Annotated in this window: 21 protein-coding genes, 1 tRNA gene and 1 pseudogene; 13 read left to right on the top strand and 10 right to left on the bottom strand. The window is 71.7% G+C overall.

The features are described from left to right. Positions 1-11: 11 nt before the first annotated feature. Entirely contained in the window at positions 12-674 is a 663-nt protein-coding gene (locus ACWGIF_RS17345) for a MerR family transcriptional regulator (RefSeq protein WP_453497761.1), read from the bottom strand. A 101-nt stretch (positions 675-775) separates the two neighbouring features. Between ACWGIF_RS17345 and ACWGIF_RS17340 the strand changes: the two are divergent. Further along, positions 776-1,720 (top strand): annotated as a pseudogene (locus tag ACWGIF_RS17340) (hypothetical protein); the annotation flags it as partial. On the opposite strand, the gene ACWGIF_RS17335 reads toward ACWGIF_RS17340, so the two are convergent. The 3 genes from ACWGIF_RS17335 to ACWGIF_RS17325 all read right to left on the bottom strand — a co-directional run bounded on the left by ACWGIF_RS17335 (position 1,700) and on the right by ACWGIF_RS17325 (position 4,377). Then, entirely contained in the window at positions 1,700-2,455 is a 756-nt protein-coding gene (locus ACWGIF_RS17335) for a TrmH family RNA methyltransferase (protein ID WP_453497758.1), read from the bottom strand. The pseudogene ACWGIF_RS17340 and the gene ACWGIF_RS17335 overlap by 21 nt on opposite strands. Positions 2,456-2,548: 93 nt before the next feature. Next, positions 2,549-3,730, bottom strand: coding sequence for an HTTM domain-containing protein (locus ACWGIF_RS17330; protein WP_453497755.1), 1,182 nt, complete (start codon positions 3,728-3,730; stop codon positions 2,549-2,551). Further along, on the bottom strand, positions 3,715-4,377 hold the full coding sequence (locus tag ACWGIF_RS17325) for a DUF5819 family protein (protein WP_453497752.1): 663 nt from the start codon (positions 4,375-4,377) through the stop codon (positions 3,715-3,717). Before ACWGIF_RS17325 ends, ACWGIF_RS17330 begins: the two co-directional genes overlap by 16 nt. A gap of 135 nt (positions 4,378-4,512) precedes the next feature. Between ACWGIF_RS17325 and paaA the strand changes: the two genes are divergently transcribed. The 6 genes from paaA (at position 4,513) to ACWGIF_RS17295 (ending at position 9,421) form a co-directional block, all read left to right on the top strand. Continuing rightward, the gene (gene paaA, locus ACWGIF_RS17320; RefSeq protein WP_453497749.1) at positions 4,513-5,562 is read left to right on the top strand and encodes a 1,2-phenylacetyl-CoA epoxidase subunit PaaA; all 1,050 of its coding nucleotides are present in this window, start codon (positions 4,513-4,515) and stop codon (positions 5,560-5,562) included. Continuing rightward, complete coding sequence (gene paaB / locus ACWGIF_RS17315; protein ID WP_453497746.1) at positions 5,559-5,843, top strand: 1,2-phenylacetyl-CoA epoxidase subunit PaaB; 285 nt, start codon at positions 5,559-5,561, stop codon at positions 5,841-5,843. The genes paaA and paaB overlap by 4 nt, the downstream gene beginning before the upstream one ends. Then, on the top strand, positions 5,840-6,568 hold the full coding sequence (paaC, locus tag ACWGIF_RS17310) for a 1,2-phenylacetyl-CoA epoxidase subunit PaaC (RefSeq protein ID WP_453497743.1): 729 nt from the start codon (positions 5,840-5,842) through the stop codon (positions 6,566-6,568). The genes paaB and paaC overlap by 4 nt, the downstream gene beginning before the upstream one ends. After that, positions 6,562-7,068 carry a 1,2-phenylacetyl-CoA epoxidase subunit PaaD gene (paaD, locus tag ACWGIF_RS17305; RefSeq protein WP_453497740.1) on the top strand — a complete coding sequence of 169 codons (507 nt, stop codon included), beginning with the start codon at positions 6,562-6,564 and terminating at the stop codon, positions 7,066-7,068. The genes paaC and paaD overlap by 7 nt, the downstream gene beginning before the upstream one ends. Next, positions 7,069-8,172: a 2Fe-2S iron-sulfur cluster-binding protein gene (locus ACWGIF_RS17300; RefSeq protein WP_453497737.1), complete on the top strand. Its 1,104-nt coding sequence runs from the start codon at positions 7,069-7,071 to the stop codon at positions 8,170-8,172. It abuts the gene before it with no gap. 106 nt (positions 8,173-8,278) lie between these two features. Continuing rightward, the gene (locus tag ACWGIF_RS17295) at positions 8,279-9,421 is read left to right on the top strand and encodes an acyl-CoA dehydrogenase family protein (protein WP_453497735.1); all 1,143 of its coding nucleotides are present in this window, start codon (positions 8,279-8,281) and stop codon (positions 9,419-9,421) included. A 31-nt stretch (positions 9,422-9,452) separates the two neighbouring features. Here ACWGIF_RS17295 and ACWGIF_RS17290 read toward each other — a convergent pair whose 3' ends face one another. From ACWGIF_RS17290 to ACWGIF_RS17265, 6 genes are all read right to left on the bottom strand, one after another. Next, positions 9,453-9,797, bottom strand: a complete 345-nt coding sequence (locus ACWGIF_RS17290) for a rhodanese-like domain-containing protein (protein ID WP_453497732.1) — start codon at positions 9,795-9,797, stop codon at positions 9,453-9,455. Positions 9,798-9,949: 152 nt separating this feature from the next. Beyond that, positions 9,950-10,711 (bottom strand): J domain-containing protein, encoded by a 762-nt coding sequence (locus ACWGIF_RS17285; protein ID WP_453497889.1) that lies wholly within the window; start codon positions 10,709-10,711, stop codon positions 9,950-9,952. Positions 10,712-11,045: 334 nt separating this feature from the next. After that, positions 11,046-12,446, bottom strand: coding sequence for a DUF2252 domain-containing protein (locus tag ACWGIF_RS17280; RefSeq protein WP_453497729.1), 1,401 nt, complete (start codon positions 12,444-12,446; stop codon positions 11,046-11,048). 52 nt (positions 12,447-12,498) lie between these two features. Then, positions 12,499-13,146, bottom strand: coding sequence for a response regulator (locus tag ACWGIF_RS17275; protein WP_453497886.1), 648 nt, complete (start codon positions 13,144-13,146; stop codon positions 12,499-12,501). A 20-nt stretch (positions 13,147-13,166) separates the two neighbouring features. Beyond that, on the bottom strand, positions 13,167-14,855 hold the full coding sequence (locus ACWGIF_RS17270; protein WP_453497726.1) for a sensor histidine kinase: 1,689 nt from the start codon (positions 14,853-14,855) through the stop codon (positions 13,167-13,169). A gap of 336 nt (positions 14,856-15,191) precedes the next feature. Beyond that, positions 15,192-15,274 (bottom strand) — tRNA-Leu (locus ACWGIF_RS17265). Between the two features lie 293 nt (positions 15,275-15,567). Here ACWGIF_RS17265 and ACWGIF_RS17260 point away from each other — a divergent pair. The 6 genes from ACWGIF_RS17260 (at position 15,568) to pknB (ending at position 23,667) form a co-directional block, all read left to right on the top strand. Next, complete coding sequence (locus ACWGIF_RS17260) at positions 15,568-16,410, top strand: FhaA domain-containing protein (protein WP_453497723.1); 843 nt, start codon at positions 15,568-15,570, stop codon at positions 16,408-16,410. Between the two features lie 10 nt (positions 16,411-16,420). Next, positions 16,421-16,918, top strand: coding sequence for an FHA domain-containing protein FhaB/FipA (locus ACWGIF_RS17255; RefSeq protein WP_326589091.1), 498 nt, complete (start codon positions 16,421-16,423; stop codon positions 16,916-16,918). 93 nt (positions 16,919-17,011) lie between these two features. Next, the gene (locus tag ACWGIF_RS17250) at positions 17,012-18,532 is read left to right on the top strand and encodes a PP2C family protein-serine/threonine phosphatase (protein ID WP_453497720.1); all 1,521 of its coding nucleotides are present in this window, start codon (positions 17,012-17,014) and stop codon (positions 18,530-18,532) included. 31 nt (positions 18,533-18,563) lie between these two features. Further along, the gene (locus tag ACWGIF_RS17245) at positions 18,564-19,988 is read left to right on the top strand and encodes an FtsW/RodA/SpoVE family cell cycle protein (protein ID WP_453497717.1); all 1,425 of its coding nucleotides are present in this window, start codon (positions 18,564-18,566) and stop codon (positions 19,986-19,988) included. Then, on the top strand, positions 19,985-21,448 hold the full coding sequence (locus tag ACWGIF_RS17240) for a peptidoglycan D,D-transpeptidase FtsI family protein (RefSeq protein WP_453497714.1): 1,464 nt from the start codon (positions 19,985-19,987) through the stop codon (positions 21,446-21,448). Before ACWGIF_RS17245 ends, ACWGIF_RS17240 begins: the two co-directional genes overlap by 4 nt. A 194-nt stretch (positions 21,449-21,642) precedes the next feature. Beyond that, entirely contained in the window at positions 21,643-23,667 is a 2,025-nt protein-coding gene (pknB, locus tag ACWGIF_RS17235) for a Stk1 family PASTA domain-containing Ser/Thr kinase (RefSeq protein WP_453497712.1), read from the top strand. The last annotated feature ends 37 nt before the right edge of the window (positions 23,668-23,704 follow it).

Below are 23,704 nucleotides of genomic sequence, written 5' to 3'. Positions count from 1 at the left end.
GGTCCACCTGATCAGGCCGTGGACGTCTCCTCTCCGAAGGTGCGGGCGGAGGCGTCCACCTGGGCCATCCTGCGCAGGGCGGCGAAGACCGCGTCGCCCAGCACCGTGCCGACGACCACCGCCTCCACGAGGTCCTCACGGGCCACCCTGCGGGCGGTGTAGTCCAGGTCCGCGCGGCCCACGCGCTCGGCCGCCTCCACGTAGTCGTCGAGCACGTCCACGAAGCCGCCGTGCCCCACCCGCGCGAGCGAGGCGAGCGCGGACACCAGCGCCTCGGCGGCCTTGCTCCCGCGTTCGACCCGCCAGCCGCGCTCCTCGATCAGCCGCGCCACGCGCTCCCGGGCCAGCACGGTCTCCGCGTCAGGTGCGCCGCCGCCGTCGCCGCGGCCGTCGCCGAATTCGGGCACCAGGCTCCGGGCGGCCGCACCCAGCAGTTTGTGCACCGGTTGCTCCTTGTCGTCGATGGCCCCCAGCACCTCGCCGATGGCCGCCACCGACAGTCCGCCGACCTCCAGCAGTGCGCGCACCAGCCGCAGCCGACGCTCGTGCACGTCCCCGTAGCTGGCCTGGTTGGGACTGGTCAGCTCCCCCGGCGGCAGCAGACCCTCCCGTACGTAGTACTTGATCGTCGGTACCGGCACCCCGGTCCGCCGGCTCAACTCTCCGATGCGCACGTGCGTTCACCCGATTCCTCTTGCCCTGTCCACCCCCATCATAGATAGTGGCGCTATCAGATAGCGGAGAGTGTCGCTATCCATTCATTACGGGGGTATGAATGATGAGGTCCTCCTGGCGTACATGGCACCGCCCGCTGGTGGTGTTCGCCCTGGCGATGGCCGTGTGGGCGCTCGGCTCCGCGGTCGGGCTCCTGGTCGACGACCGCGTGCTGACGGGGGCGCCGATCTGGGCCAAGCCGTTCAAGTTCTCGATCTCGTTCGTCGCCTACTGCCTCAGCCTGGCCTGGATGATCTCGCTGCTGGGCGCGGCCCGGCCGCGGCTGCGCCGGACCGCCTGGTGGGCCGGCACGGTCGTGGTCGCCGCCAGCGCCGGGGAAATGCTGCTGATCACCCTGCAGGTGGTCCGCGGGGTGCGCAGCCACTTCAACAACGCGACGGCCTTCGACGCCCAGGTCTACGCCCTCATGGGCAACACCGTGGTCGTGCTGTGGCTCGGCACGCTCGTCGTCGCGGCCCTGCTCTGGCGCGCCCGGACCGCCGACCGGGCCACGGCCTGGTCGATCCGGATCTCCACGGTCCTCGCGCTGACCGGCGCCGCACTCGCCGTCCTGATGACCCTGCCCACCGCCGAGCAGCAGCGCCTGGACGCGGCCGGTCTCGAGGGCCTGGAAAACGGCGGGCACAGCGTCGCAGTGCCCGACGGCGGCCCCGGAATGTTCCTGACCGGCTGGTCCACCACCGGCGGAGACCTGCGCATCCCGCACTTCTTCGGAATGCACGCCCTGCAGCTGCTCCCGCTCCTCGTGCTCGTCCTCGCCGCGCTGGCGCCGCGCTTCGCCCGGCTGCGCGACGAGCGGGTGCGGGTACGGCTGGTCTTCGTGGCCGGTGGGGTGTACGCGGCCGTGCTCGCCCTGCTGACCTGGCAGGCCCTGCGGGGCCAGTCGCTGATCCACCCGGACGGGGCCACGCTGGGCGCGTCCGCCGCGATCCTGCTGGCGGCCGCACTCGGTACGGCCGCGGCGCTACTGGGCCGGGCCGCCCCAGTGGAACAGGGTCATGGCCACGCTGGTGGCGAGGTTGTAGCTGGAGACCTGCGGGCGCATCGGCAGGGCGACCAAGTGGTCGGCACGGGCCCGCAGCTCCGGTGAGATCCCGTGGCGTTCCGAGCCGAAGGCGAGCAGGGCGTCGTCCGGGAGGGTGAGGGCGCGGATGTCCTCGCCGTCCGGGTCGAGCGCGTACAGCGGCCCGGGCGGCAGCTCGTCCAGGGCGAGGCGCTCGACGGTGGTGGCGTAGTGCAGCCCGGCACCGGCCCGGACCACGTTCGGGTGCCAGGGGTCGAGGTCGCCCCGGGTGACCACGCCGGTGGCACCGAAGCCGGCGGCGAGGCGGACGACGGCTCCGACGTTGCCGAGGTTGCGGGGATTGTCGAGCACGACGACGGGCGCGGACCTGGGCATCCGCCCCAGCCCGGCGACACCCGCCGCCCGGTCGGGCCGTACGGCGAGCGCCGCGACGCCGGTGGGATGCACGCGGGGCAGGATCTCCTTGAGCGTGGCCCGCCGCACCAGCCGGGCCACGTCGGCCCCGACGTCCGAAGCCAGCTCGGCGGCCAGGGCCCGTACGGCGGCGGGGTCCTCGGCGACGACCATCCGCACGTCGGCCCCGAAGCGCAGGGCGTGCTTCAGCGCGTGGAACCCGTCCAGCAGGACGAGATCCCCCCGCGCCGCGGCCTCCCGCCATTGCCGCACGACCGCTTCGGAATCCTGAGCGTCACTCATGCCCCGACCCTACGGCCCGCCCCTGGCCGAGCCGCTGCGCGGGCCTCTCCCCAGCCCGCCCTTCCACCGCTCCCCGGACTCCGCCCCGATCTTTCAGCGCGGGACGGGGCTGGGCTCGGCGTCCAGCGGGGCGGGATCGGCCGGGGCGGCGGCCGCGGCCCCTCGTGCCCGCAGCACAGCGCTCCGTGCGCCCACCCACACCAGGAACGCCGTCGGCAGGAAGACCGCGTCGGCGGCGATCATCGCCAACGAGAAGAACGGCAGACCCAGCAGCACCGCGATCCCCGCGTGCTCCAGCATCATCACGGCCAGCAGCACGTTCTTGATCCGCCGGTTGAACAGCGTGAACGGAAATGCCACCTGCACCGCCACCGTCCCGTACGACAGCAGCATCACCAGCGTCCCGCTCCCCGCCACCAGCGCGGAGAGCCCCGGCCACGGGGTGAAGTAGTCCAGGCCCAGGGGGTAGTACAGCGCCGTCCCGTCCTGCCACCGCGAGCCCTGGATCTTGTACCAGCCCGCCGTCGCGTAGATCAGGCAGACCTCCGCCATGATCACCAGCAGCCCCGCGTTGTGCAGCAGGTTGGCGAGGACGTCCAGGACCGCTCGTCCCTCCCCCTCCGGCTCGTAGCGGTCGACCATCCACCACAGCGCGCAGAGCACCCACACCGCCGCGAACCCCGCCAGCCAGCCGTGACTGAACCGTCCGGTCGCGGCCCCGTACGCGAACACCGTCCCCAGGACGCTCCAGAGCACCGGTCCGCCCGCCCCGGCCGTCGCCGAGCCGCGCGTCCGGGCCCTGCGCGCGTCCAGCGACCACACCTGTGCGCACCGGGTCAGCACCAGGTAGATCGCCATCAGGTGGATGACGTTGTCGCCGCCGTCGCCCATGAACACGCTGCGGTTCTGCAGCGACAGCACCCCGATCATGAACACCACGGACGTGGCCCGCGTCCGCCAGCCCAGCAGCAGCCCCACGCTCGCCAGCACGGACACCGCGTAGACGATCTCGAACCAGAGCGCCGAGTCGGACCACATCAGCACCGTGAAGGCCCCGTTGGAGGCGGTCAGACGCTCGGCCAGGGCCCAGCTCCACGGACCGTCCGGCCCGTACAGCTCGGCACGGTGGGGGAACTCGCGCAGCAGGAAGAAGAGCCAGGTACCGGCGAAGCCGATGCGGACCACGGCGCTCTGGTGCGGGCCCAGCGCCTGCCCGGTGACCTTCGCGACCGCCCGCCCCACCGCTTCGCGGGCCCGCCTCACACCGTCCACCACGGCAGCTCCCGGTAGTAGGTCTGGGTGTCGGTGGTCTCGGTGCTCCACTTCGGCGCGGGAACCGCGGTCGTCGCCGAGCGCAGCTGGATCCGCAGGATGTGCCCGCCCCGGTGCTCCGGCGTGAGCCGGTCGACCGCGATCCGCCGCAGGTACTCCTCGGACAGCTCGCCGCGCTCGCCGTTCGGCTTGTCGTCCTCGTCGTGCGAACCGGTGAAGAAATCCCAGGCGCGGCGCAGCTCGTTCTGCTCCGTGTGGCTCGGCAGCAGGCTGTGCCGGATGGCCGCGCCGTCTTCGGCGCTCAGGTCCCGCCAGGCGGTGGTGATCAGCTCGCCGCCGGCCGTCCGCACCTCCGCGCGCACCTCCACCGCGATGTTCTGCTGGAGCGGGTTGGGGGCGAAGAGCTTCCAGTTCTGTTCGAACTCGGGGTAGATCCAGTCGTCGATCGTCCGCGCGTGCTGCTTGCTCACCGTGTTGGACGGGGCCACGTGGAGGAAGACGAGCACGAGGTGTGCGCAGGCGGCCACGGCGACGGCGCCCAGGGCCAGGGCGGTCACGACGCGGTACGGGGTGGACAGGCCGGCGATTCCGGGTGCCCGCGAGGCCGGCGGAGCGGCCCTTTCGGCGGGCTCCTGCTCGTTCGAATCCATCCCGCCCCGATCGTCCGGCGTCCACAGGGTTGACCACAGAGGTTGACACCCTACGGGCCGCCGTCTCACCATTGAAGCGGATGAACCGAACGATCGGTCGGTCGGGCGGACGGCAGACTCTGAGAAGGGGCCGGAATGGTGGCAGTGACCCCGGAAACGGGACCGGACACGGCCCTGGGGACAGACGGGACGGACGGGACAGGCATGACTGCTGACCTGGGCGCACAGCTCGCGGCGGCATTCGACGCGGCCGTGGCGGCCGACGAGCGGGTGGAGCCGCGCGACTGGATGCCGGACGAATACCGCGCCTCCCTGGTCCGCCAGATGGCGCAGCACGCCCACTCCGAGATCATCGGCATGCAGCCCGAGGCCAACTGGATCACCCGCGCGCCCTCGCTGCGCCGCAAGGCCATCCTGATGGCCAAGGTCCAGGACGAGGCCGGCCACGGGCTGTACCTGTACAGCGCGGCCGAGACGCTCGGCACCAGCCGTGACGAGCTGCTCGACAAGCTCCACTCGGGGAAGCAGAAGTACTCCTCGATCTTCAACTACCCCACCTTGACCTGGGCGGACGTCGGCGCGATCGGCTGGCTCGTGGACGGCGCGGCGATCACCAACCAGGTGCCGATCTGCCGCTGCTCCTACGGGCCGTACGCACGCGCCATGGTCCGCATCTGCAAGGAGGAGTCCTTCCACCAGCGCCAGGGCTACGAGCTGCTCCTCGCCCTCTCGCAGGGCACCGAGGCCCAGCACGCGATGGCCCAGGACGCGGTCGACCGGTGGTGGTGGCCGTCGCTGATGATGTTCGGCCCGCCGGACGACGAGTCGGCGCACTCGGCGCAGTCGATGGCCTGGCGGATCAAGCGGCACTCGAACGACGAGCTGCGTCAGCGGTTCGTCGACATAGCCGTTCCGCAGGCCGAGTCTCTCGGCCTGACCCTGCCCGACCCGGACCTGAAGTGGAACGAGGAGCGCGGGCACCACGACTTCGGCGCCATCGACTGGGCGGAGTTCTGGAACGTGCTCAAGGGCAACGGCCCCTGCAACGAGCAGCGGATCAGCCAGCGGCGCACGGCCCACGAGGAAGGCGCCTGGGTGCGCGACGCGGCCGCGGCGTATGCGCAGAAGCAGGCGGCACAGCAAGCGGCGAAGCTCGCCGGACAGAACGAGGAGGCACGGGTATGACGCAGAACTGGCCCCTGTGGGAGGTGTTCGTCCGCTCGCGGCGCGGCCTCTCGCACACGCACGCGGGAAGCCTGCACGCCCCCGACGCGGAGATGGCCCTGCGCAACGCCCGCGACCTCTACACCCGGCGCAACGAGGGCATCTCGATCTGGGTGGTGCCCTCCACGGGGATCACCGCCTCCTCCCCGGACGAGCGGGACCCGTTCTTCGCCCCGTCCGCCGACAAGCCGTACCGGCACCCCACCTTCTACGACATCCCGGAGGGGGTGAGCCACCTGTGACCAGCACCGACACCACCACGAACGTGGCGGCTCTCGCACTCGGCGACGACGCGCTGATCCTCTCCCACCGCCTCGGCGAGTGGGCGGGGCACGCCCCCGTCCTGGAGGAGGAGGTCGCCCTCGCCAACATCGCCCTCGACCTGCTCGGCCAGGCCCGCATCCTGCTGTCCATGGCCGGCGACGAGGACGAGCTGGCGTACCTGCGCGAGGAGCGGTCCTTCCGCAACCTCCAGCTCGTCGAGCAGCCGAACGGCGACTTCGCCCACACCATCGCCCGCCAGCTCTACTTCTCCCTGTACCAGCACGAGCTCTACACGGACCTCGCCCGCGGGGACGGCCCGTTCGCGGGGCTCGCGGCCAAGGCCGTGAAGGAGACCGCGTACCACGTCGACCACGCCGAGCAGTGGACCCTGCGGCTCGGTGACGGCACCGAGGAGAGCCGGCGCCGCATGCGGGCCGCTCTGGACTCCCTGTGGAAGTTCACCGGGGAGATGTTCCAGCCGGTGGAGGGTCTCGCAGACCTGGACGCGACAGCCCTGGAAGGTCGCTGGCTGGCCGCGCTGACCGGCGTACTGGAGCGGGCCGGTCTCGCTCTGCCCGAGGGGCCGCGCACCGGCGCCTGGGCGGCCGGGGCCGGCCGGCAGGGCCTGCACACCGAGCCGTTCGGCCGGATGCTCGCCGAGATGCAGCACCTGCACCGCAGCCACCCGGGGGCGTCATGGTGAGCACCGACGCCGGGACGACCCGCCTGGAGGCGGAGCTGACCGAGCTGGCCGGATCCGTCCCGGACCCCGAGCTGCCCGTGCTCACCCTGGGCGAGCTCGGAGTGGTACGCGGGGTGCGGATGCACGAGGACGGTCACGCCGAGGTCACCCTCACCCCCACCTACACCGGCTGCCCGGCCATCGAGGCCATGTCGGCCGACATCGAGCGGGTCTTGACCGGTCACGGCATACCCGAGGTGCGGGTGACCACCGTGCTGGCCCCCGCCTGGTCGACCGACGACATCAGCGCCGAGGGCCGCCGCAAGCTCGCCGAGTTCGGCATCGCCCCGCCCCGGCCGCACGCGGCCGGCGGGCCGGTCCCGCTCGCCCTGTCGGTCCGCTGCCCGAACTGCGGATCGACCGACACCGAACTGCTCAGCCGGTTCTCCTCCACCGCATGCAAGGCGCTGCGCCGCTGCACCGCCTGCCGCGAACCGTTCGACCACTTCAAGGAGCTCTAGATGGCCGCCCCCCGCCACGGCGCGTTCCACCCGCTGACGGTGGCGGCAGTCGACCGGCTCACCGACGACTCGGTGGCGCTGACCCTCCGGGTTCCCGGCGAACTGCGCGAGGAGTACCGGCACGCTCCCGGCCAGCACCTGACCCTGCGCCGCACCGCCCCCGAGGGCGGCACGGAGATCCGCCGCACGTACTCGATCTGCTCCCCGGCCCCGGCGCCGGACGGCCCGGGACCGGCGGAGCTGCGGGTCGGGGTGCGGCTGGTGGAGGGCGGCGAGTTCTCCACGTTCGCGCACAAGGAGATCGTGGCCGGGGACGTGCTGGACGTCATGGTCCCGGCCGGCCGCTTCGTACTGGAGCCCGCCGCGGCCCCGGTCTCGGGGCACTATGCAGCGATCGTCGGCGGCAGCGGCATCACGCCGGTGCTGTCGATCGCCGCGAGCCTGCTGGCCGCCCGGCCCGACGCCCGGTTCTGCCTCGTGCGCAGCGACCGCACGGCGGCCTCGACGATGTTCCTGGAGGAGGTGGCCGACCTCAAGGACCGCTATCCGGCGCGGTTCCAGCTGGTGACGGTCCTGTCCCGGGAGGAGCAGGAGTCCGGGCTGCCCTCCGGGCGCCTGGACGAGGAGCGTCTGGCGGCCCTGCTGCCCGCGCTGCTGCCGGTGGCCGAGGTGACGGGCTGGTTCCTGTGCGGCCCCTACGGGCTGGTGCAGGGTGCCGAGCGGGCCCTCGGCGAGCTCGGCGTCGTACGGACCCGGGTGCACGAGGAGATCTTCCACGTCGAGGACACCACGGCGCCGGTCCGCACGGGGGCCTCGGCGGCCACGGCACACGGACGGGTCACCGCACGGCTCGACGGGCGCTCCGGCACCTGGCCGGTCCAGGACGGGGAATCCCTGCTGGACGCGGTGCTGCGCAACCGCGCGGACGCCCCGTACGCCTGCAAGGGCGGGGTCTGCGGCACCTGCCGGGCGTTCGTGGTGTCGGGCGAGGTCCGGATGGACCGCAACTTCGCGCTGGAGGCCGAGGAGACGGAGGCCGGGTTCGTGCTGGCCTGCCAGTCGCACCCGGTGACGGAGGAAGTGGAGATCGACTTCGACCGCTAGGTAAACCCTGGAGTTCCTGGGGTTCCTGGAGTTCCTCTGTCCAATTACCAGAACGTGTTCTATCTTGACGCCCCGTCAGACCTGAATGCGCGCGGGAGGACAGGCAGTGGACTTCACCTTCACCGAGGAGCAGCAGGCGGCCGTCGAGGCGGCCAGGGCCGTGTTCGCCGATGTCACCCCCGACGGCGTGCCCAGCCCCGCGCTGACCCCGGGGGCCGTCGCGGACGACTTCGACCGCCCGCTGTGGGCCAAGCTCGCCGGATCGGACCTGCTGAGCCTGGTCCTCGCCGAGGAACACGGCGGCGCCGGCCTGGACGCCATCGCCCTGTGCCTGGTCCTGCGCGAGGCCGGGCGGGTGCTGGCACGGGTCCCGCTGCTGGAGCACTGCGCCACCGCCATGGCCGTCCAGGCCCACGGCAGCCCCGAACTGGCCGCCGCCCTGCTGCCCGGCGCGGGGCGCGGCACGCTCGTGCTCACCGCCGCCGCGCACGGCCGCTCGGGGCACGACCCGGCCGAACTGGCCGTCACCGCCCGCCTCGACGGCGGGGAGTGGATCCTGGAGGGCACGCAGACCGCCGTCCCCTGGGCGCAGAACGCCGACTGGATCGCCGTACCGGCCCATACCGGCGAGGGCGAGGCCGTCCTGGCGTTCGTCCCGCGCACCGCCGAGGGCCTCGCCCTCGCCGAGCAGGTCTCCACCAGCGGCGAGCGGCTCGCCGAACTCGCCCTGGACGGTGTCCGGGTGGACCGGACGCACCTCATCGACAGCCCCGATGCCTGGGACCGGCTCCGCGGGCTCCTCTCCACCGGGACCTGCGCGCTGGCGCTCGGGCTCGGCGAGGGCGTCCTCGGCATGACCAGCCGGTACACGAGCAAGCGCGAGCAGTTCGGCTTCCCGGTGGCCACCTTCCAGGCCGTCGCCGTCCAGGCCGCCGACCGCTACATCGACCTGCGCGCCATGGAGGTCACCCTGTGGCAGGCCGCCTGGCGGCTCGACGCCGCGACCGGCGGCGCCGGCGGTCCGCTGCCGAGCTCCGGCGACGTCGCGGTCGCCAAGATCTGGGCCTCGGAGGGCGTTCGGCGGGTCGTCCAGACGGCCCAGCACCTGCACGGCGGCTTCGGCGCCGACACGGACTACCCACTGCATCGCTATCACGCCTGGGCCAAGCAGCTGGAACTCCAGCTCGGCCCGGCCGCCGCGCACGAGGAGGCCCTGGGCGACCTGCTGGCCGCCCACCCCCTCGCCTGAGCGAGGGAGCGGGGGAGCGAGGGAGCGGGGACTACAGCACGAAGGCCTGGTTCCCGTTGTCCGTCACCATCGGGCGCCCGGCGCCGTCCCAGGCCTGCATCCCGCCGTCGACGTTCACGGCGTCGATCTCCTGGCGCACCAGGTACTGGGTGACCTGCGCGGAACGCCCGCCGACCCGGCACATCACGTACACCCGGCGGCCGTCCTCGACGGCCTCCGTCAGCTCGCCGAAGCGGGCCACGAAGTCGCTCATCGGGATGTGCAGAGCGCCCTCGACGTGGCCGGCCGCCCATTCGTCGTTCTCACGAACGTCAAGGACAAAGCCTTCGGAGGGCACCGCGGCGGCGTCCACCGAGGGAAGCGGTCCGAAGTTCATACGTCGCCTTCTCTCATCGCAGATAGTGCTTCCAACCTAACCGACGCCCCCATCCGCCCCGCCGAACGATTCAGCCCCGGCGGCGTTCTGGGCGCGGGGTCGGGGGGGAGGCCGGGCGGCGGGGCCGCGCCTGCCGGGCGGCAGGGCCGCCCTCACTCAGAGGCGAGCGCGGCCGCCAGCTCCGCCTCACGCTCGGACACCTGCGCCAGCAGCTGCTCCGCGATCTCCTCCAGCAACCGGTCCGGATCCTCCGGCGCCATCCTCAGCATCGAGCCGATCGCACTGTCCTCCAGCTCCCGGGCCACGAGCGACAGCAGCTCCTTGCGGCGCGCCAGCCACTCCAGCCGCGCGTACAGCTCCTCGCTCTCGCCCGGAGCCGCCGCCTCGGGCGCCGGCCCGGCCGCCCACTCCTCGGCCAGCTCGCGCAGCAGCCCCTCGTCGCCCCGCCCGTACGCGGCGTTGACCCGCGCGATGAACGCATCGCGCCGCTCCCGCTCGGCGTCCTCCTGGGCGAGGTCAGGGTGGGCCCGGCGGACCAGGTCGCGGTAGAGGCGGCGTACCTCCTCCGAGGGCCGCACCCGCTCCGGCGGCCGCACGGGCCGGTCGGTGAGCATCGCCGAGGCGTCGTCGGAGATCCCGTCCGAGTCCAGCCAGTCGTGGAACAGCTCGTCCACCCCGGGCATCGGCATGACCAGTGCGCGCGCTTCCTTAGCCCGGCGAAGGTCCTCGGGATCGCCGCTGCGGGCCGCTTTCGCCTCGGCGATCAGCGCGTCCAGTTCGTCGAGCCTCGAGTACATGGGGCCGAGCTTCTGGTGGTGCAGGCGGGAGAAGTTCTCCACCTCCACCCGGAAGGTCTCCACCGCGATCTCGAACTCGATCAGTGCCTGCTCGGCGGCCCGTACGGCCCGCTCCAGGCGCGCCTCGGGGCGCTCCTCACCAGTGACGGAGGAGTCGCCGGAACCACCGGGGACTGTCTGCTCAGGCTGCTCGGTCTGCTCGCTCACCCGGCCAGCCTACGGCCACCCCGCGCGGGCGATGGTTTCCCGCCGGCCCCCTCAGGGGAGCGGTCCCTGCGCCACATCGCCCGCCCGGCAGCGGCCCCGGCCCGGTCACCGGCCCCGGAGCAGCCCGATCACCCGAAGCACCAGGAGCAGCCGGAGCGGCCGGAGCGCCCCGGGCATCACGAGCGGGCACCCGGGCACCCAAGGGACCCGGAGCCCCCGGAGCCCCCGGAGCCCCCGGACAGGCCTAGACTCCGGCCTCCGCCGCGATCCGCCCGGCCCGTACCGCCGCCACCAGGTCGGAGTGATCGGCCTCGGTCCGGTCGGCGTAGGCCACGGCGAAGGCCGCCATCGCCTCGTCCAGCTCCTCGTTCTTTCCGCAGTACCCGGCCAGCAGCCGCGGGTCGACGCTGTGCGCGTGCGCCCGGGCCAGGAGGGCGCCGGTCATCCGGCCGTAGTCGTCGAGCTGCTCGACGGCCAGGGCCGCCGGATCCACGCTGCCCTTGCGGTTGCGGAACTGCCGGACCTGGAACGGACGGCCCTCCACCGTGGTCCAGCCCAGCATGATGTCCGAGACCACCTGCATGCGCTTCTGCCCGGCCACCACCCGCAGGCCCTCGTGCTCCTCCGGCGGCGACGTGAAGCCCAGACCGGGCAGGTGCGGCAGCAGCACCGAGGGCCGTGCCTCCTTCACCTGGAGCACCAGCGGTTCGCCCCGGTGGTCGAGCAGCAGCACCACGTACGAGCGGGTGCCGACGCTGCCGGTCCCCACCACGCGGAAGGCCACGTCGTGGATCGCGTACCGGGCCAGCAGCGGCAGCCGGTCGCCCTGCAGCGTCCGCAGGTAGGGGCCGAGCGAGGCCGCCACGGCCGCCGCCTCCCGGTCCCCGACCCGGCGCAGCACGGGCAGCGCGTCGACGAAGCGGCGACCGCCGTCCGGCCCGATCTCCGTCGACCTGGCGGCGAACCGGGCGGAGGTGTTGTTGCGGGCCTTCTCCGATACCCGCTCCAGCGTGCCCATCAGGTCCCGGGCGTCGGTGTGCGAGACCAGCTCCTCGTCGGCGATGGCGTTCCACGCGTCCATCGCCGGCAGCTTGGCCAGCAGCCGCATGGTGCGCCGGTAGGCGCCCACGGAGTCGAGTGCGGCCGTCCGGCAGGTGTCCTCGTCCGCGCCGGCCACCCGGCCCGCCAGCACCAGCGAGGTCGCCAGCCGCTTCACGTCCCATTCCCACGGGCCGAACACGGTCTCGTCGAAGTCGTTCAGGTCGATGACGAGCCGCCCGTGGGCGTCGCCGTACAGGCCGAAGTTGGCCGCGTGCGCGTCGCCGCAGATCTGCGCGCCGACCCCGGTCACCGGACCGCCGGACAGGTCGTGGGCCATCAGCCCGGCCGCCCCGCGCAGGAACGCGAAGGGGTTCGCGGCCATTCGGCCCACCCGTATGGGAGTCAGCTCGGCGACCCGCCCGGCGTTGGACTCCTCCACCGCCCGCACGGCGTCCGGCCGCCCGGTCGGCGCCGCGAAGGCGGCGTGCGCCGCCCGCGGCACGCGGGCGCGCAGGGCCTTGCCCTCTTCCTTGGGCGAGCCCGCCGCCACGCGCGGCGCGAACCCCGCCACGTCCGGAATCCGCTGTCCTGCTACCGCCGCCATCGGCGCCGCCCCCACCCGCTCGTTGATCGCTGCCCGAACGGGCCGACCGTATCTACAGCCCGGCGTCCCTGGCCAGCAGCGCCGCCTGCACCCGGTTCTCGCAGCCCAGCTTCGCCAGGATCCGGCTGACGTACGTCTTCACGGTCGCCTCGCTCATGTGCAGCCGCCGACCCGCGTCCGCGTTGGACAACCCCTCCCCGAGCAGGGCCAGCACACCGCGCTCCCGCTCGCTCAGTTCCGCCACCTGGCGCCGGGCCTCCTCGCCGCGCACGGCGGCCTTCCCCGACGCCAGCTGGTCCACCACGTGCCGGGTCGCCCCCGGCGAGAGGTACGCGTCCCCGGCCGCGGCCGCCCGGACCGCCCCGATCAGCTCGCCCGGCGCGGAGTCCTTCAGCAGGAATCCCGCGCCGCCCTGGCCCAGGGCCCGCAGCACGTTCTCCTTCTCACCGAAGGTGGTCAGGATCAGCGCCCGCACCTCCGGCGCGGCCCGCCGCAGTTCGCCGAGTGCGGTCAGCCCGTCCATGACCGGCATCTGGATGTCGAGCAGCATCACGTCGGGTGCGTGCAAACGGGCCAGCGCCACCGCCTCCCTGCCGTTCGCCGCCTCCGCGACGACCTCGATGTCCGGCGCCGAGGTCAGGATCATCCTGATCCCGGCCCGGATCAGTGGCTCGTCGTCGACGATCACCACTCGGATCACTTCGGGTGCCACCCGCGCTCCTACTGCTTGACCTCGTACGCCTGCTTGTCCACGAGCTTGCCGTCCTTGAAGCAGAACCGGAAAACCGTATCGGTGGTCAGGTCCGACTCCTCCGTCGACAGCAGGGCCAGACAGCTCGAACCCTCCGGCCGCTGCGGCCCCTTCCGGTCCATGCCGGAGGTCATGATGCTGTCCCCCTCGGGCAGCCGGCCTCGTACCGTCTGCTCCGAGTCCCCGACGTGCACGGCGTCGTAGTCGGCCCGGTCGATCATGGATTTGTTGACCGAGCCCACGAGCAGGACCGTGAAGGCCCCGATCACGATCACCAGGAGCACCACCGCCGCCACCGCGATCCCGCAGCCCAGCGCGGCCCCGCCGAACCGGCTGCGCCCGCGGACCGCCAGCTCCCGGTCCACCGCGGCCCAGTCCATCGGCGGCGCCCCGTGCAGCCCCAGAGCCTGTGCCTGCGCCTGCTGGCCGAAGTCGTCGGCGACGTCCGCCACTCCGGCCGGCTCCGCCCCGTACGGCAGCACCCCCGCCACCCGGAAGCCGCCGCCCTCGGCCGCGCCCGCGTGCACCATCCCGCCGACCAGCCGCGCCCGTTCGCGCAGCCCGGTGAGCCCCTGCCCGCCGGAAACCACCTCGCCGGCACCCGGACCAGCCGCCGGCCCGTTGGCGATCTCCACCACCAACGAGTCCTCCTCGTAGCGCAGTTCGACGGTGATCGGCGCCCCCGGGGCGTGCTTGTACGCGTTGGTCAGGGCCTCCTGCACGATCCTGTACGCCGCGTGGTCGCATGCCGCGACCAGCGGCCGCGGCTGCCCCGTCGTCGTCAGCCGTACGTCGGTGCCCGCACCCCGGGCCGCCTCCACGACCCCCGCGATCCCGGCCACCCCGCGCGCCGCAGGCTGGGCCGGCTCCTCGGCGGGCACCGGCGCCTCCACCCCGTCCCGCAGGATCCCGACGACCTCGCGCAGCTCGTGCATCGCCGCCACCGAGGCCTGCCGCAGCACGCCCACCGCCTCGCGCTGGCGATCGGTGAGCTGCGGATCCACCTCCAGCGCGCCGGTGTGCACGGAGATCAGGGCCAGCTGGTGGCCGAGGCTGTCGTGCATGTCCTGGGCGATCCGCTGCCGCTCGCGCAGCCGGGCCTGCCCGGCGACCATGGCGCGCTCGCGCATCAACTGTCCGTTGCGCTCCTGGAGCGCGCTCAGCAGGGTCCGGCGCTGCGACCAGTAGCGGCTGGCCAGGCCCGGTATCACCGTCGTCGCCAGGAACATCAGAGTGGTGAAGACGACCACCAGCAGAGGTCGCATCTGCGACCACTCGTTCACCACCCCGAGGCCGACGGACGCGAGGAAGGCCAGGGTGAAGGCGGCCCCCGCCCGGCCCACGCCGACGATGCGTCGTCCCGCCGACCAGCCCAGCACCGCCGTGATCAAGGCCGTCCCTGGCAGGAACGGGCCCACCGCCGCAGCCGCCACGAGGGCCGCCGCCGGCAGGCGCCGACGCAGCAGGGTCAGCGCGAGGACGGTGAGGGAGCCGGCCAGCATCCGCGGCCCGGAGCCGCCGTCGAGCTCCTCGATGCCCAGGCCCAGCAGGGCCACGAACCCGGCCAGGGCCAGGTCCCCCGCCAGCATCCGCCAGGTCCACGGCTCCGGCCCCCTCAGCCACTGCAGGCCCGCGCGCGTCTTCGCCTTCACATCCACGCCGCGACCCTAAACACCCGCGCCTCCCGCCGTCTGCCCTCTTTCGTCGCACCCCGTTCGACGAAAGTCGGAACGGCCGCCGGGCTCCGTGGAGAAGACGTCGAGGTGTCGTACATCTCGATTGCAAAGGAAACCGGCAGGAAGGGGAACGGATGGCGAAGCCGGTCCCCCTCCACATCGGCACCCCGCGGGCCGATGGGCGGAGCCGGCGTCGCGAGGAAAGCGAAGTCGGGGGCGGGGCGGGGCCGAACATCGCGCCCGCCCGAGCCCTCCCCGAAATACGGCCAATGCGAAACGGCCGCCACCGCTTTCGCGATGACGACCGTTTCGTCGATGTGGGCGAGGGGGGATTTGAACCCCCACGTCCCGAAGGACACTGGCACCTGAAGCCAGCGCGTCTGCCGTTCCGCCACTCGCCCGAGCAGCGTCCCAGTGGCTCTTCCCTTTCGGGCCGTTCCCCTGGCGACGTCGAAACATTAGCACGGCGGACGGGGTGGTTTCACATCGCTTTCCCCGCACCCCCGGACCCGGCGTGGACGGCCCCCTCCCGCGCTCCGCGCCCGGTGCGGGACACTGTCCTTGGGGCGCCCCTACGATCGCCTGTGAGGACCAACACTCGTCCTCACAGGAGCGATGGGGAACCACCCGAATCCGCCACGCGTGGATACGATCAGTAAGCAGTACAGGGCGACAACGACGGAGGAGGTGCCCCATGGGAGTTCTGAAGCGGTTCGAGCAGCGACTCGAAGGTCTGGTGAACGGCACCTTCGCCAAGGTGTTCAAGTCCGAGGTCCAGCCGGTGGAGATCGCCGGCGCCCTCCAGCGGGAGTGCGACAACAACGCCACCATCTGGAACCGCGAGCGGACCGTCGTCCCCAACGACTTCATCGTCGAGCTCAGCGCCGGCGACTACGACCGCCTGAGCCCGTACTCCGGGCAGCTCGGCGACGAGCTCGCGGGCCTCGTCCGCGACTACGCCAAGCAGCAGCGCTACAGCTTCATGGGCCCCATCAAGGTCAACCTGGAGAAGGCCGAAGACCTCGACACCGGGCTCTACCGGGTCCGCAGCCGCACCCTCGCCTCCAGCACCTCCCAGCCGCAGGCAGGGGCGTCACCACACGGTCAGGCCCCGCAGAGCCCGCAGGGCGGTTACGGCTACCCGCCGGTCGCCGCCCCGCCCATGCCCAGCGCCCCGCCTCCCGGCGGACCCGGCGCGCGGCGGCCCGTTCCCGGCGGACCTGTCGGAGCGGCCCCTGTGGCGAGCCCCGGGGGTCCCCGGCGCCACTGGATCGAGATCAACGGCACCCGCCACCAGATCTCGCGCCCCACGCTCGTACTCGGCCGAAGCACGGAAGCCGACGTGCGGATCGACGACCCCGGCGTATCCCGCCGGCACTGTGAGATCCGGACCGGAACGCCCTCGACGATCCAGGATCTCGGGTCCACCAACGGCATCGTGGTGGACGGGCAGCACACCACCCGCGCTACGCTCCGCGACGGCTCGCGGATCGTCGTGGGCAGTACCACCATCATTTACCGGCAAGCCGAAGGGTGAAGCGGGGGCAATGTCAGAGCTGACCCTGACGGTCATGCGGTTGGGTTTCCTAGCCGTTCTGTGGCTGTTCGTCATCGTGGCCGTCCAGGTCATCCGCAGCGATCTCTTCGGAACGAGAGTGACCCAGCGCGGCTCCCGCCGCGGCGGCGCCGGCGGCGCCCCGCAGCAGGCGGGCCGCCAGGCTGCCCCGCCACAGCAGCGCCAGCGCCGTGGTGCGCCGACCAAGCTCGTCGTCTCCGAGGGCATCCTCACCGGAACCACGGTGGCCCTCGCAGGCCAGACGATCACGCTGGGCCGCGCCCACGACTCCACGATCGTGCTGGACGACGACTACGCGTCCAGCCGCCATGCCAGGATCTATCCCGACCGTGACGGCCAGTGGATCGTCGAGGATCTCGGGTCCACCAACGGCACGTATCTCGACCGGACCCGGCTGACCACCCCGACGCCCATTCCGCCGGGCGCACCGATCCGCATCGGCAAGACCGTCATCGAGCTGCGGAAGTAGTACGAGAATGAGCGAGCGGAGCGAGCGCGCGGCGGCGATCCGTCCCACCGAGGACACGGACACGAGCGCGCTCCCGACCGGAGGGTGGGCAGTGTGGCTCGAGACCGGTTGTACCCGGAGGAAGCTTCGTCGACAGGGCAGGTGCGCATGAGTCTGTCCCTGCGGTTCGCAGCCGGATCCCACAAGGGCATGATCCGCGAGGGGAACGAGGACTCCGGCTACGCCGGCCCCCGTCTCCTCGCGATCGCCGACGGCATGGGAGGCCAGGCCGCCGGTGAGGTCGCGAGTTCCGAGGTGATCTCCACCCTCGTGCAGCTCGACGACGACGTCCCGGGCTCCGACATCCTCACCTCCCTGGCCACGGCGGTGCAGCGCGCCAACGACCAGCTGCGGGTCATGGTCGAGGAGGACCCCCAGCTCGAGGGTATGGGCACCACCCTGACCGCTCTGTTGTGGACCGGACAGCGCCTCGGGCTCGTGCACGTCGGCGACTCCCGCGCCTATCTGCTGCGCGACGGGGTCCTCACCCAGATCACCCAGGACCACACCTGGGTGCAGCGCCTCGTCGACGAGGGACGCATCACGGAGGAGGAGGCGACCACCCACCCGCAGCGCTCGCTCCTGATGCGCGCGCTCGGCAGCGGCGACATCGTCGAACCCGACCTCTCCATCCGTGAGGTCCGGGCCGGCGACCGCTACCTGATCTGCTCCGACGGGCTCTCCGGCGTGGTCTCCCACCAGACCCTGGAAGAGACCCTCGCCGACTACCACGGTCCCCGCGCGACCGTGCAGTCCCTGATCCAGCTCGCGCTGCGCGGCGGCGGCCCGGACAACATCACCTGCATCGTCGCCGACGTCCTCGACACCGACAGCGGCGACACCCTCGCCGCCCAGGTCAGCGACACCCCGGTGGTCGTCGGCGCGGTCGCCGAGAACCAGCACCAGCTCTTCGACGGCGGCAACGCCATGCAGACCCCGGCGGGCCGCGCCTCGGGCCTCGGCCGCCAGGCCCCGCCGCCCGCCGGAGCCTTCGGCCCCCCCGGCAGCGGCGACGCCCCCGGTTACGGGTACGCCGACCAGGGCCAGGCCCAGGGCGGCGGTTACGGCAGCTTCGGCGAAGCCGACGGCTACGACGCCGACCCCGGCTACGAGGACACGTACGACCACCCCCGCAGGCGCCGCAGCAAAGGGCGCAAGTGGACCACCCGTACGCTGACCCTGCTGCTCGTCGTCGGCGTCATCGGCGGCGGCCTCTACGCCGGCTGGCGCTGGACCCAGACCCAGTACTACGTCGGCGTCAAGGGCGGGCACGTCGCGCTCTTCCGCGGCATCAGCCCCAAGCTGGGGCCGCTGGAGCTCTCCAAGGTGGAGACCGACCGCCCCGACATCGAACTGAAGTACCTCCCGCCCTTCAAGCGCAAGCTGGTCGAGGCCACCATCAGCGAAGGCACCCTCGTCGGCGCCCGGAAGAAGCTCGACGACCTCGGCGTCCAGGTCTCCGCCTGCAAGAAGGACGAGGAACGCCGCACCGCCGAGGCACAGAACAGCCAGCCACCCGGCCCCAGCCTGACTCCCGAGGAGCAGCAGCTGGTCGGCCTGTGCGGGAAGCAGTAGACACACGCGGGCACAGGGGGCCTGCCACACCATGAGCGTTGTCACCAACACGACCACCATCGGCGCCATCGAGCTGCCGAGCCGGCGGAACACCGAGCTCCTGCTGCTCGGCTTCGCCGTGGTCATCCCGATCTTCGCCTACGCCAACGTGGGTCTGGCGATCCACGGCGAGCTGCCCCCCGGCATGTTCGTCTACGGGCTCGGCTTCGCCGTCCTCGCCGCCATCGCGCACTTCGTCGTGCGCCGGTACGCGAAGTACGCCGACCCGCTGCTGCTGCCGCTCGCCACCCTCCTGAACGGGCTCGGCGTCGTCCTGATCTGGCGCCTCGACCAGTCGGAGCGGCTCCAGAACCTCGCCAAGCGCAGCTTCGGCGACTTCTCGCCCTCCGCGCCCCGCCAGATGATGTACACGGCGCTGGCGATCGCCCTGTTCGCCGCCGTGCTGCTGATCCTCAAGGACCACCGCGTCCTGCAGCGGTTCACGTACATCTCCATGGCCGGCGCCCTGGTGCTGCTGATCCTGCCCGTCGTGCCGGGCCTGGGCGCCGACGTCTTCGGCGCCAAGATCTGGATCAGCGTCGGCGGGTTCTCCATCCAGCCCGGCGAGTTCGCGAAGATCGTCATCGCGATCTTCTTCGCCGGCTACCTGATGGTGAAGCGCGACGCGCTCGCGCTGGCCAGCCGCCGCTTCATGGGCCTCTACCTGCCGCGCGGCCGCGACCTCGGCCCGATCCTGATGATCTGGGCGATGAGCCTGCTGGTCCTGGTCTTCGAGAACGACCTCGGCACCTCGCTGCTCTTCTTCGGCATGTTCGTGATCATGCTGTACGTGGCCACCGAGCGCACCAGCTGGATCGTCATCGGCCTGCTCATGTCGGTGGGCGGCGCCGTCGTCGTGGCCTCCTTCGCCAGCCACGTCCAGGCCCGCGTCAACGCCTGGCTCGACCCCTTCGGCTGCTACACCACCTCGGGTGCCTGCGAGCAGGTCGGCCAGTCGATCATGAGCTTCGGTTCCGGCGGCGTCCTCGGCGCCGGATGGGGCCAGGGCAACTCCGACCTCATCGGCTTCGCCGCCAACTCCGACTTCATCTTCTCCACGGTCGGTGAAGAGCTCGGCCTCGCCGGCGTGATGGCCTTCCTCCTGATCTACGGGCTCATCATCGAGCGGGGCGTCCGCACCGCCCTCGCCGCCCGCGACCCCTTCGGCAAGCTCTTCGCCATCGGCCTCTCCGGCGCCTTCGCGCTCCAGATCTTCGTGGTCGCCGGCGGCGTGATGGGCCTCATCCCCCTCACCGGCATGACGATGCCCTTCCTCGCGTCCGGCGGTTCCTCCGTCCTCGCGAACTGGATCCTCATCGCCGTGCTCATCCGGATCAGCGACACCGCACGCCGACCTGCCCCGGCCCCCGCCCCGTCCCCCGACTCCGAGATGACCCAGGTGGTCCGCCCGTCATGAACAAGCCCCTGCGCCGCATCTCGCTGTTCTGCGGGCTGCTCGTCCTCGCACTGCTGATCCGCACCAACTGGCTGCAGTACGTGCAGGCCGAGGAACTCAGCACGCGCAAGGAGAACCGCCGGGTCCAGATCGCCCAGTACGCCACCGAGCGCGGCAACATCATCGTCAACGGCGTACCGATCACCGGCTCCGCGGTCACCGACGGCAGCGACTACAAGTACAAGCGGACCTACACGGACGGCCCGCTCTGGGCGCCCGTGACCGGGTACGCCTCGCAGGCCTTCGGCGCCACCCAGCTGGAATCGCTCGAGGACGGCATCCTCACCGGCAACGACGACCGGCTGTTCTTCGACCGCACCGTCGGCATGTTCACCGGGGACAAGAAGCAGGGCGGCAACGTCGTCACCACGCTCAACCCCGAGGCGCAGAAGGCCGCCTTCAACGCGCTCGGCAAGAACAAGGGCGCGGTCGCCGCCATCGACCCGCGCACGGGAGCGATCCTCGCCCTGGTCTCCACCCCCTCGTACGACCCCTCCAGCTTCGCGGGCAACTCCAAGGCGGACGAGAAGGCCTGGGTCGAGCTGAAGGACAGCGAGGACAAGAAGCTCGTCAACCGCGCGCTGCGCGAGACCTATCCGCCGGGCTCCACCTTCAAGGTGGTCACTGCGGCCGCCGCCCTGGAGCACGGCGTCGTCCAGGGGATCGACGACCCAACGGACACCCCGGAGCCCTACTTCCTGCCCAACACCAGGACCGCGATGGAGAACCACGCCTCGGGCTGCGAGAAGGCCAGCCTCAACGAGGCGATGCGCGTCTCCTGCAACTCCGTCTTCGCGAACCTGGGCGACAAGGTCACCCGCGACAAGATGGTGGAGACCGCGGAGAAGTTCGGCTTCAACAACGACAAGATCGACATTCCGGTCCGCGCGTTCGCCAGCATCTACGACAAGAAGATGGCCAAGGACGGCAACGCCCTCAGCTCCATCGGCCAGTTCAACACCGCCGCCACCCCGCTGCAGATGGCCATGGTCACCGCCGCGATCGCCAACGACGGCAAGCTGATGAAGCCTTACATGGTCGACCACCTCACGGCCCCCAACCTGGACATCATCGAGAAGCACGACCCGTCGGAGATGAGCCGGCCCCTGTCCGCCGGCAACGCCCAGAAGGTCCAGCAGATGATGGTCAACGTCGTCGAGAAGGGCACGGGCCAGAAGGCCCAGATCAACGGCGTGAGGGTCGGCGGCAAGACGGGTACCGCCCAGCACGGCGAGGGCAACAAGAAGCGCCCCTACGCCTGGTTCATCTCCTACGCGGAGAACGCGGACGGCACCTCGCCCGTCGCCGTCGCCGTCGTCATCGAGGACAGCGGCGCGGCCCGAGAGGACATCAGCGGTGGCGGTCTCGCCGCTCCCGTCGCCAAGGCCGTGATGGACGCGGTGCTCAAGAGCCAGAAGTGACCAACGGATGACGGGCGGTGCGGAGTGACGCACATCACTGAACTCCGCCTGGATCCGAGCGTACGGTACCGGTCCAGTATCAGCCTGTGGCCACGAACCGATCACGGACGATCGGCCGGTAGCCTTTGCGCGAACAGCACACCGCCGGACCACACACAGGTGCGGTCGGGACTGACGGAGAGGGCTGCAACGTTATGGAAGAGCCGCGTCGCCTCGGCGGCCGGTACGAGCTGAGCCACGTGCTCGGCCGTGGTGGCATGGCCGAGGTCTACCTCGCCCACGACACCCGGCTCGGCCGTACCGTCGCCGTCAAGACCCTGCGTGCCGATCTCGCCCGTGACCCGTCCTTCCAGGCCCGGTTCCGGCGCGAGGCCCAGTCGGCCGCGTCGCTGAACCACCCGGCGATCGTCGCCGTCTACGACACCGGCGAGGACTACGTCGACAACATCTCCATCCCGTACATCGTGATGGAGTACGTCGACGGCTCCACCCTGCGCGAGCTGCTGCACTCCGGCCGCAAGCTGCTGCCCGAGCGCACGCTCGAGATGTGCATCGGCATCCTCCAGGCCCTCGAGTACTCGCACCGCGCCGGCATCGTGCACCGCGACATCAAGCCCGCCAACGTGATGCTGACCCGCACCGGCCAGGTCAAGGTCATGGACTTCGGCATCGCCCGCGCCATGGGCGACTCCGGCATGACCATGACGCAGACGGCCGCCGTCATCGGCACCGCCCAGTACCTCTCGCCCGAGCAGGCCAAGGGCGAGCAGGTCGACGCGCGCTCCGACCTCTACTCCGCGGGCTGCCTGCTCTACGAGCTGCTCAGCGTCCGGCCCCCGTTCGTCGGCGACTCCCCCGTGGCCGTCGCCTACCAGCACGTACGGGAAGAGCCGCAGCCTCCGTCGAACTTCGACCCCGAGATCACGCCCGTGATGGACGCCATCGTCCTCAAGGCCCTGGTCAAGGACCCCGACTACCGCTATCAGTCGGCCGACGAGATGCGCGCCGACATCGAGGCCTGCCTCGACGGCCAGCCCGTCGCCGCCACCGCCGCCATGGGCGCGGCCGGCTACGGCTACCCCGACCAGGGCCACGGTTACGGGCAGCCCGGCTACGACCAGCCCACCACCGCCCTGCGCACCACCGATGCCGGCCAGACCGCGATGATGCCGCCGATGCCCCCTGGCGACGGCGGGTACGGCTACGGCGACCAGGGCCACGGCGGCTACGACCAGGGTGCGAACCGCCGCCAGCAGAAGAAGAGCAAGGCCTCCACGATCCTGCTCGTCGCGGCCGGCATCCTCGTCCTGGTGGGCGCGATCCTGATCGGCCGCTCCCTCTTCGGCGAAACCGCCGACAACCGCCCCGCCGTGCCCAGGCTCGTCGGCCAGACCCTCGAACAGGCGCAGAAGAGCGGCGACAACGTCGGCCTCAAGGTGGTCAAGGGCTCCGACGCACCCTGCGAGGACCAGCCCAAGGGCAACGTCTGCAAGCAGGACCCGGCAGCCGATGTGAAGGTCGAAGAGGGCTCCACGGTCACGGTGACGATCTCCGCGGGCGCGCCCAAGGCGCCGGTCCCCAACGTCGTCGACCTCACGTACGAGCAGGCCGAGAAGGCGCTGAAGGAGAAGGGCTTCCAGGTCGACCGCAAGCTCCAGGAATCCGCGCGCGCCGCCGGAACGGTCCTCGATCAGAGCCCCAAGGGCGGCGAGGCGGAGAAGAACACCGTCATCACGCTGACCGTCGCGAAGGAACTCTCCAAGGCCGAGGTCCCGGAGCTCAAGGGCAAGAAGAAGGACGAAGCGGAGAAGGCCCTCAAGGCCGTCAACCTCCGGCTCGGCAGCGTGACGGAGATCGACTCGCCCGGAGCCGTGCCGGGCACGGTCGTTCAGCAGCAGTTCGAGGCCGGGCAGCAGCTCGAGCTGAACAAGACGGTGAACATCAGCATCGCCAAGACCACGACGCCGACCGCGGTGCCGAACTTCGCGGGCCGGACCCTCGGCCAGTACAAGGACGATCTCCGGCGCGCCAACCTGAGGGTCGGCATCGTCGGCGGTCCGACGGACGACAACGCGCTCGTGGTGGCCACAGACCCGCAGCCCGGCACCCCGGCCATCTCGGGCCAGGCCGTCAACGTCGGCACCATCGCGGGCCAGGGCGGCAACAACGGCGGCAACAACGGCGGCGGCGGCTTCTTCGGAGGCCTGACCGGCCGCTAGCCGCCCCGGTACGAACGCGAAAGGTCCGGCCCCTCCC

This window comes from Streptomyces sp. NPDC054849 (assembly GCF_053610945.1).
This window is presented reverse-complemented; position numbering and strand designations above follow the sequence as displayed.